6 protein-coding genes are annotated in these 7,949 nt (G+C 69.1%); 3 read left to right on the top strand and 3 right to left on the bottom strand.

Annotation, left to right across the window (positions count from 1 at the left end; genetic code table 11):
* Positions 1-135: 135 nt before the first annotated feature.
* From QHF89_RS37925 to QHF89_RS37915, 3 genes are all read right to left on the bottom strand, one after another.
* Entirely contained in the window at positions 136-1,464 is a 1,329-nt protein-coding gene (locus tag QHF89_RS37925; RefSeq protein ID WP_284721443.1) for a PAS domain-containing protein, read from the bottom strand.
* 327 nt (positions 1,465-1,791) lie between these two features.
* Positions 1,792-2,730 (bottom strand): NAD-dependent epimerase/dehydratase family protein, encoded by a 939-nt coding sequence (locus QHF89_RS37920; protein WP_136972596.1) that lies wholly within the window; start codon positions 2,728-2,730, stop codon positions 1,792-1,794.
* The gene (locus tag QHF89_RS37915; RefSeq protein ID WP_136936491.1) at positions 2,727-3,410 is read right to left on the bottom strand and encodes a methyltransferase domain-containing protein; all 684 of its coding nucleotides are present in this window, start codon (positions 3,408-3,410) and stop codon (positions 2,727-2,729) included. Before QHF89_RS37915 ends, QHF89_RS37920 begins: the two co-directional genes overlap by 4 nt.
* Before the next feature lie 58 nt (positions 3,411-3,468).
* On the opposite strand from QHF89_RS37915, the gene QHF89_RS37910 reads away from it, so the two are divergent.
* Genes QHF89_RS37910 through QHF89_RS37900 form a run of 3 tightly spaced genes read left to right on the top strand, consistent with a single transcriptional unit; the run spans position 3,469 to position 7,888 of the window.
* Positions 3,469-5,292, top strand: coding sequence for a hypothetical protein (locus QHF89_RS37910; RefSeq protein WP_136972597.1), 1,824 nt, complete (start codon positions 3,469-3,471; stop codon positions 5,290-5,292).
* On the top strand, positions 5,289-6,206 hold the full coding sequence (locus tag QHF89_RS37905) for a hypothetical protein (protein WP_136972598.1): 918 nt from the start codon (positions 5,289-5,291) through the stop codon (positions 6,204-6,206). The genes QHF89_RS37910 and QHF89_RS37905 overlap by 4 nt, the downstream gene beginning before the upstream one ends.
* On the top strand, positions 6,203-7,888 hold the full coding sequence (locus QHF89_RS37900) for a glycosyltransferase family 39 protein (protein ID WP_136972599.1): 1,686 nt from the start codon (positions 6,203-6,205) through the stop codon (positions 7,886-7,888). The genes QHF89_RS37905 and QHF89_RS37900 overlap by 4 nt, the downstream gene beginning before the upstream one ends.
* Positions 7,889-7,949 lie beyond the last annotated feature (61 nt).

Raw genomic sequence — 7,949 nt, 5'->3', positions numbered from 1 at the left:
CCGGTCTTGACCGGGCCTGTTCGATGAACTGCGCATCGCGCAGTTCATCGACCTCGGGTCCAGCCCCTGGCTGGTCCGGGTGCAGGGGCGGATAGCCCCTGCTGGGGCCTGGGGCAAAGCCCCAGCGCTACGCCCTCAGCGAACCTTCGTTTTCCCTAACGCACCATTGCGGGAACGCATCGCGTGCGCGATTCCGGCTTTCAGCGTTCCTTTGGTCACGATCGATCCGAGCTCGGCGCCGAGTTCGACCAGGGTTCGTGCCACTTCGGGCCGGATTCCCGTCAGTACGACTTCTGCGCCGAGCAGGCCTACGGCTTTGGCGGCCTTCACGAGGAGATCGGCGGTCTGCGCTTCGACCTCTGGTACGCCTGTCACGTCGAGGATCACCACGCGCGCTCCTGTTTGCGTCACGCCTTCGAGCAGCGTCGTGAGCACTCGATCGGCGCGCCGCTCGTCGAGCCCGCCTACGAGCGTCATTGCGAGCACGTCGTCGTCGATCGGCACGAGGGGCGTCGAGAGTGCGAGCAGGCTGTCCTCTTGTGCTTTGAGCAGCCGCTCTCGGAGCTCGGCTTCGGCGCGATCCATCTCGGCGCGCTTCAGGTCTGTGATGTCCATCGTCACGCCGCGCAGGCCGATCGGCGCGCCAGACTCGTCCCAGATCGCCGTCATCCGACAGTTCACCCAGAGCGTCCGACCATCCTTGGTGATCCAACGATAGGCCGATGAACCGCTCCCTTCCACTGCGGTGCGCTCGGCGTCGCCTTTGGCCATCTCCTGATCTTCGGGGTGAACGAGATCGCGCCAGAAATTCGGGTTTCCCCAGTCCTCGGCGGTGTATCCCGTGATCGGCAGGACTGCGTCGCTCACGTAGTTCATCCGGTGCCGACCGGGATCGTCGACGAAATAACTCTCCCACACGACGCCGGGCACGTTCGCGACGAACCCGTCGAGCCGCTGGTGGAGTGCGCGCTCCTTGAGCAGGGCTTCTTGCGCGTTTTGCTCGGCGTGGGCGCGCCGGTTCACGTCGAACACCACGCTGTGGAGCTTGGCCGGACGCCCCTCCTCGGCTGGCTCGTACAGGAAGTGCGTATCGACCCAGATATGACCGCCGCCCTTGCACAGCATTCGATGGGGCGAGAGGTGGGACTCCCCGTCCTCGACGAACCGCATCGCCTCTGCGTTCGCCTGGGCTCGATCGTCCGGGTGGATGATCGATGTGAAGAAGTCGGGCACGCTCATGCATTCCTCGACCGAATACCCGAGCAAGGTTTGCAGCCCGATCCCGCCGATGAACGTGGGTCGAAATGCGCCGGAGGGCCCTTGTTCGAACTGCAGCACGATCCCGGGCACGAGCGCGATGAGGTCCTCGAGCACCGCGGCGCGCTCCTCGGCGAGCCGCGCCCGCTCCTCGGCTGCCGCAAGCTCGGCGCGCAAGGACTCGATCGTATCGTTCGTCTGACCCATGGTCTGGCTGCTCCTCTGGACGCATGCGACCCTACCAGAAATCATGCAAACGCTCGGGCTTTTTCGGCTGTCCGCCGCGCCTCGGGTGGGCGTTCGACGCGCGTGACGGATCGCGGACGAGCGTGCGCCGCTCGCAGCGTCGCTCGGTTGCTCGGTGCACATGGGGCGGGCGGCATCGCGTGTGCATTGACGGCAAGCTGAGCACAAGGTCCTCCGGACCCGCGCCCGAGGGGGCGTCCCCGCGCGCCGGATCTCGCGTCGAAAGCCGCGTCCTCCGATGGGGACGCCCCTCTCTTTACTCTTCGCGCGAGAGCCGACCTCGATGTCCTAGCCGAAGACCTCGCGCGAAAGCGCCTCGACGGCCATGCGGACGGCATCGTCACTCGAATGACGCACCCGGAAGCCGAGGGCGGCGAGCTTGTCCGGGCTCATCGACGAGCGTGGCACGTCGCCGGGCCAGCCGCGATCGCCGCCGGTGAAGCGGATTGTCGCGTCGGGGTAGGGGGAGGCCTTCACGCAGAGCTCGGCGATGCGGGCGACGGAGGTCTGGTCGGGCGGGGCGAGGTTGTAGAGGCCGAGCTGCTCCTTCCCGTGATCGAGCCCGAAGAGCAGGCCGTCTGCGCAGTCCGAGACGTGGAGATAAGGCTTCGATTGCCGACCGTCCCCGAGCACTTCGAGCTCGGTCTTCCGATCGCGTAGTTTCTTCAGGAAATCGAGCGCGGCGCCGTGCGTCCCGCGGGGGCCGACGACGTTGCCGAAGCGGAAGATCGTCGCGTGCAGGCCGAAGCACTCGACGAACGCGCTGATCAGCGCCTCGCCCGCGAGCTTGCTCGCTCCGTAGAGCGAGATCGGCAGGTGGCCGATGTGGCCTTCTTTGCACGTCTCCGGCGTGTCGCCGTAGACCGTGCCCGACGACGAGAAGACGAGCCGCCCCACGCGCGCGCGCCGCATCGCTTCGAGCACGTTGTACGTCACGATCGTGCCCTGCTCCAGGTCGAGCCGCGTCCGCTCGAGGCCCCAGCGCGCCTCGGGGTTCGCCGACAAGTGGAAGACGACGTCGTGGCCTGCGGCGGCCGCCGTGAGCCGTTCGAGGTCGAGCGCGTCTGCCTCGACGAGCGTCACGCGCCCCTCGGCGAGGTGTTCCTGGAGGAACGCGCGTTTCCCGACGGAGAGATTGTCGTACACGGTCACGGGCCCCCGTGTGGCGAGCCGATCCACGAGGTGACTGCCGATGAACCCGGCGCCGCCGACGACGAGCGTCTTCATGTGTTCTCCACTCGACCCTCGGGGCTCCGCTCGGACGAGCCGAGCTCCGCCCCGCCTCCCATCCCGACGACGTGCTCGATCCGTGCCGCGAACTGAAGCTCGTCCCGTGTGACGAAGCGCATCGGCGCGTCGTGGATCCGCAGCGGCCAGCGGAGCTCGGTGATGCGCCCGCGCGCCGCCTGCACCATGTCGATCCACGCCGCCGGCGAGAAATAGGTCCCTCGCACGAGCACGCCCGCCTCCGCGTTGCCCACGACGTCCATGGCCAAGAGCAGGGCCTGCGAGACGGGGCCAAAGCGGAAATGATCCTTCACGATGACGGCGCGCGCGGCGACGCGCAGGCACTCGGCGAGCACCTCGGCCGGCGCCTCGCAATGGTGCAGCACGTCGGAGATCGTCACGATCTCGAACGCGCCGTCCGGGAACGGCAGACGCCGCCCGTCGTAGGGGACGACCTCGATCACCGTGCGGGGACGAACCAGCACGTCCACGCCTGCGACGCGGTTTGCGCCCACGCGTTCGCCGATGGCGGCGGCGATGGCCCCGTCGCCGGCGCCCACGTCGAGCAGCGACTGCGCGGGGCCTGCGAGCGCGGCGAGCGCGTCCGTGATGCGCTCGGCCCGCGGGAGCGTCACGGCGCGCCGGTGCAGCGCGAAGAGGGCCTTCTGGATCCCCAGCACGGACGGCGGCTTAGCCGAGGCAGGCCGGCGGGGCAACGTGCTAACGTCCGCGCCGCCCGTGGACAAGCCCGCTCTTTCCCTCCCGCGCCGCCTCCTCGCCGCTGCGCGGCGTGATCCGCCCCGCGCCGCCGCTGCGCTCCTCGCGGGCCTCTCGATGCTCGTGGCCGTCGGGGTGGTCGTGCTGCCGTGGCTCGCCAAGACGCACACGTTCGGCTTCCACGACTGGGACGTGCAGACCTCGCACCGCTACCTGGTCAAGACGAGCCTGCTCGATCACCACGAGATGCCCTTCTGGAATCCGTACGCATGCGGAGGATTTCCGGCCTGGGGTTACGTCGAGGCAGACACGATCCTCGTCTCGCCGTGGCTCCTCGCGTACCTGGCCTTGCCGATGAACCTCGCGATCCGGGTCGAGGTCGTGGGCATGGCGCTCCTCGGCGCGGCGGGGGCGTATGCGGCCGGATCGCGGTTCACGAAGAGCCACGGCGCGCGGGCGCTCGTGGCGGCGCTCTGGGCGGTGAACGGCCGCTGGGCGCTGCAAACGGCCTCGGGCCACACCTGGCACCTCGCCTACGCGCTGCTGCCGTGGGCGCTCTTCTTCTTCGAGCGCGCGCGTCAAAAGCCGAATCGCGCCCTCGACGTCGTCTTGCTCGGCGCCACGTTCGCGGCTCTCGTCTACGCGGGCGGCATCTATCCGCTCCCGCACACCGTGCTCGCGCTGGGGATCTACGCGATCGTCGTCGGCGCGCTGGAGAAGAGCGCGCGGCCGCTCGTCGTGCTCGGGGCTTCGGGCCTGCTCGGCGTCTCGCTCGCAGCACCAAAACTCTTCCCGATGCTCGACGTCTTCGGCAAGGCGCCGCGGCTCGTGCCCTCGACCGAGGCGATCGACATGGGCGCGCTCTTCACGATGCTGACGGCGCCCGACCAGGGGTTTGGGTCGCGGCCCGTGCGCGTGCCGGCGTACGGCTGGCACGAGTGGGGCATGTACATCGGGCTGCCCGGCGTGCTGATCCTCGCGCTCGCATTGTTGCTCGTGCAGGGCAAGCGAGAGGCGGCGCTCAAGGTGGTCGGCGCGCTCTTTGGTCTGCTCGGGCTCGGGGCGTTCCACCCGAACGCGCCGTGGACGCTCTTGCACGAGCACGTGCCGGTCTTCCGATCGCAACACGTGCCGTCGCGGTTCTTGTATCCGGCCGTGCTCGTCCTCGCGATCGTGGCGGCGAGCGGGATCGGTCGGCTCGTGGAGCGGGCGGGCCGGCGGCGGCCTTGGCTCGACGCGGCGCTCGCGGCGCTCGTGTTCTTGATCGGGATCGACGTCGCGCGCGGGGCGCAGAAGCCGATGGCGCAGTCGATGTGGATGGTCCCGCCGGATCACATTCCTGCGGACAGGCCCTTCCATTTCGAGAAAAACCCGCCGTTCCAGTACAAGCAGCGCGACTGGGCGGGGCCGATGTACCTCGCGATGCTGGGCAACACGGGCGTGCTCGATTGTTACGGCGCGCCGCCCTTCGAGCGGAAAGGCGCGCTCGCCTCGGACGATCCGCGCCACCGGGGCGAGGTGTTCGTCGCGGAGGGGCCGGGCACGGCGAAGCTCGCCGAGTGGAGCCCGAACGGCGCGACGATCGAGCTTGCGGGCGCGGAGGCGGGATCCCTCGTCGTGTACAACATGAACTACGACGAGGGCTGGCGGGCGTCGGCGGGCAAGGTGGAGAACGTGGACAACCGCGTGGCCGTGCGCTTGCCCCAGGGCGTGACGACGCTCTCCTTGGCGTATCGGCCGCCGGGCTTCCTTCTGGGGTGTTTCGTCGGGCTCGTGGCGCTCGCCGGCGCCATGGCGATGGTGCGCGCCGAGAAACGCGAGGACGAGGGGAAGGTGCAAGGATGAAGTGGCCGCGTGTGGCCCTCGGGGCCTTCGTGGCCCTCGGGATCGCCGAGCTTGTCGGGTTTTTCGTCACCTCGCGGCGAAAGCCCGATTTCGCGGACTGGGCGGCCCTCGTGGGGCCCATGGCCGAGGAGCGAAAACAAGGTGAGCTCGTGGTCGTCGCGCCGTCCTGGGCCGAGCCGCTCGCGCGGCAGGCGCTCGGCGACGAGGTCTTTCCGCTCCGCGACGTCGCGCGGCCCGACGTGTCGCGGGTTCGCACGGCGCTGGAGGTCTCGGCGTTCGGGGAGCGCGCGTCCGAGCTTTCGGGCTTTCGTGAAACCGGCCGGCGCGAGGTCGGGCCTTTCGTGATCCGGCGCCTCGAAAACCCGAGCCCTGCCGCAGTGGTCTTCGATTTCGTCGACGGCCTCGGCCCCGCGCAGGCGGACGTCCGCGTGACGAGCCCCGAGGCCGCCTGCTTGTGGAACCCGAACGCGCGTGTCCTCGCCGGCGGCCTCGGCGGCCACCCCACGTTCCCCGCGGCGCGCTTCGAATGCCCGGGCGGCCCGTTTTTCAGCGTCGGCCCGACCGTCATCGCGGACCAGGATTTCCGCCCGCGCCGCTGCCTCTTCTCGCACCCGCCCGCGCGGGGGGAGGTCGTCACGCGATTCTCGGGTGTCCCGCTCGGCCACGTGATCCGCGGGCACGGCGGGATGTACTGGATCCTCGAGCGCGAGCGGAAGGGGGCGCCGGTCGCGCTCGCCGTGCGCGTCGACGGCGAGGAGATCGGCCGCTGGGAGCACCGGGACGGTGAGGGTTGGGCGGCATTCGAGATGCCGCTCGGCGCCCACGCGGGCAAGAAGAGCGCGACGGTGGAGTTTTTCGTGTCGAGCAAGAACCACGCGCACCGGCACTTTTGCTTTGAGGCGGACACGCGATGAGCGGGGTCAAGCTCACCTGGAAAGACGATCTCGTCGCCGCGTTGCTTGCGGGCGTCGTGATGGCCTTGCTCGTCGCGACCGTGGGCGACCTCGGGTATGCGCGGGACGAGGGGTTTTACTTTCACGCGGCCGACAGCTACCGCCGCTGGTTCGAGCTCCTCTTCGCGAACCCGCGGGCCGCGTTCGAGCCGAAGGCGATTGACAACGCGTGGCGGGTGAACAGCGAGCACCCGGGCCTCATCAAATCGCTGTTCGCGCTCTCGAACCTCTTCCTGCAGAAGAAGCTCCACCTCTTCGCGATGGAGGGGACGAGTTATCGATTCCCGGGGATCTTCCTCGCGGGCGCGGGCGTTGGTCTCGTCTATCGATGGGGCGCCGAGGCGCGCGGGCGGATCGCGGGGCTCTTCGCGGCGATCGCGCTCTTTTGCATGCCGCGTTTCTTCTACCACGCGCACCTCGCTTGTTTCGACGTGCCCGTCGTGACCATGTTCCTGCTCGCCACGTATTGCTTCTGGAAGGCGATGCGGGAGGGCGGATCCCGCTGGCCGATCGCGGCGGGGCTCGCGTTCGGCCTCGCGCTCGACACGAAGCACAATGCGTGGTTCTTGCCGATCCTCGCCGTCACGTTCGTCGCGCTTTGCCTCGTGCGCGACCGGCTGACGGGCGGGGACGTGAAGGAAACGGCGCGCCGGGCGCTCGCTACACTCGGCGCGATGGCCTTGCTCGGCCCGCTCGTGATGTATGCGCTGTGGCCGTGGATCTGGCGGGACACGTTCGCGCGGCTCGGCGCGTATGCGTCGTTCCATCTGAATCACGAGTATTACAACATGGAGTTCCTCGGGCGGACCTACTGGACGCCGCCCATGCCGCGCCTGTATGCGCCGGTGATGACGGCGGCGACGGTGCCGGCGGTGACGCTCGCGCTCTTCGCCCTCGGGCTCGGGGTGCGGGCGCGGGCGCGGATCCAGGCGCTCCTCCGCGCGCGGGCCGGCAAGATCGCGCGGCGCGAGGGCGGCGAGACGGATCTGCTATGGCTCATGGCGATCGGCATTTCTTACGGCGCGTGGGTCCTGCCGAAGACGCCCATCTTCGGCGGCACGAAGCACTGGATGCAGGCGTATCCGTTCCTCGCGCTCTTCGCCGGGGCAGGGGTGTCCTGGCTCGTCTCCGTGCTCCGGGGAGAGCTCAGGCGGCTGAAAGGTGCGAACCTCCGGCGTTTCGCGCGTGGCCCTGCGGCGGCGATGGCGCTGTTTGTGGTGTTGCTCGCGGCGCCGATGGCCGAGACGGCGGGGTCGCATCCGTGGGGGCTCTCGAACTACACGCCGCTCGTGGGCGGGGCGAAGGGCGCGGCGACGCTCGGGCTCAATCGAACGTTCTGGGGGTATACGACGGGCGCGGTGGTGGAGTACCTCAACCACGAGGTGCCGAAGGGCGGGACCGTCTACGTGCACGATACGGCCTGGCCCTCGTGGGAGATGTTGCAAAAAGACGGCCGGCTGCGGAAGGACATCCGCGGGGTCGGCGCGGTGCACGAGGCGGATTTTGCGCTCTACCACCACGAACCGCACATGCTGGGGCAGGAGTACCAGGCGTGGGTGGCCTATGGGACGGTGCAGCCGGCGCATGTGGCGGGGCTGCATGGGACGCCGGTCATCTGGATTTATCGGCGGAAGGGGCGGTGATGTACAAAGGCTTTGGCGCATTCAGCAGCGGGAGCGGGAGCGGAAGCGGGAGCGGGAGCGG

This window comes from Polyangium sorediatum (assembly GCF_029946465.1).
Taxonomy (GTDB): Bacteria; Myxococcota_A; Polyangia; order Polyangiales; family Polyangiaceae; genus Polyangium; species Polyangium fumosum.
The sequence above is the reverse complement of the archived record's forward strand: the minus strand, read 5'-3'. Positions and strand labels throughout refer to the sequence as shown.

Coding starts and splice junctions, on each gene's coding strand:
- QHF89_RS37925 (WP_284721443.1), bottom strand. CDS start 1,464: ATGGGTCAGACGAACGATACGATCGAGTCCTTGCGCGCCGAGCTTGCG.
- QHF89_RS37920 (WP_136972596.1), bottom strand. CDS start 2,730: ATGAAGACGCTCGTCGTCGGCGGCGCCGGGTTCATCGGCAGTCACCTC.
- QHF89_RS37905 (WP_136972598.1), top strand. CDS start 5,289: ATGAAGTGGCCGCGTGTGGCCCTCGGGGCCTTCGTGGCCCTCGGGATC.
- QHF89_RS37900 (WP_136972599.1), top strand. CDS start 6,203: ATGAGCGGGGTCAAGCTCACCTGGAAAGACGATCTCGTCGCCGCGTTG.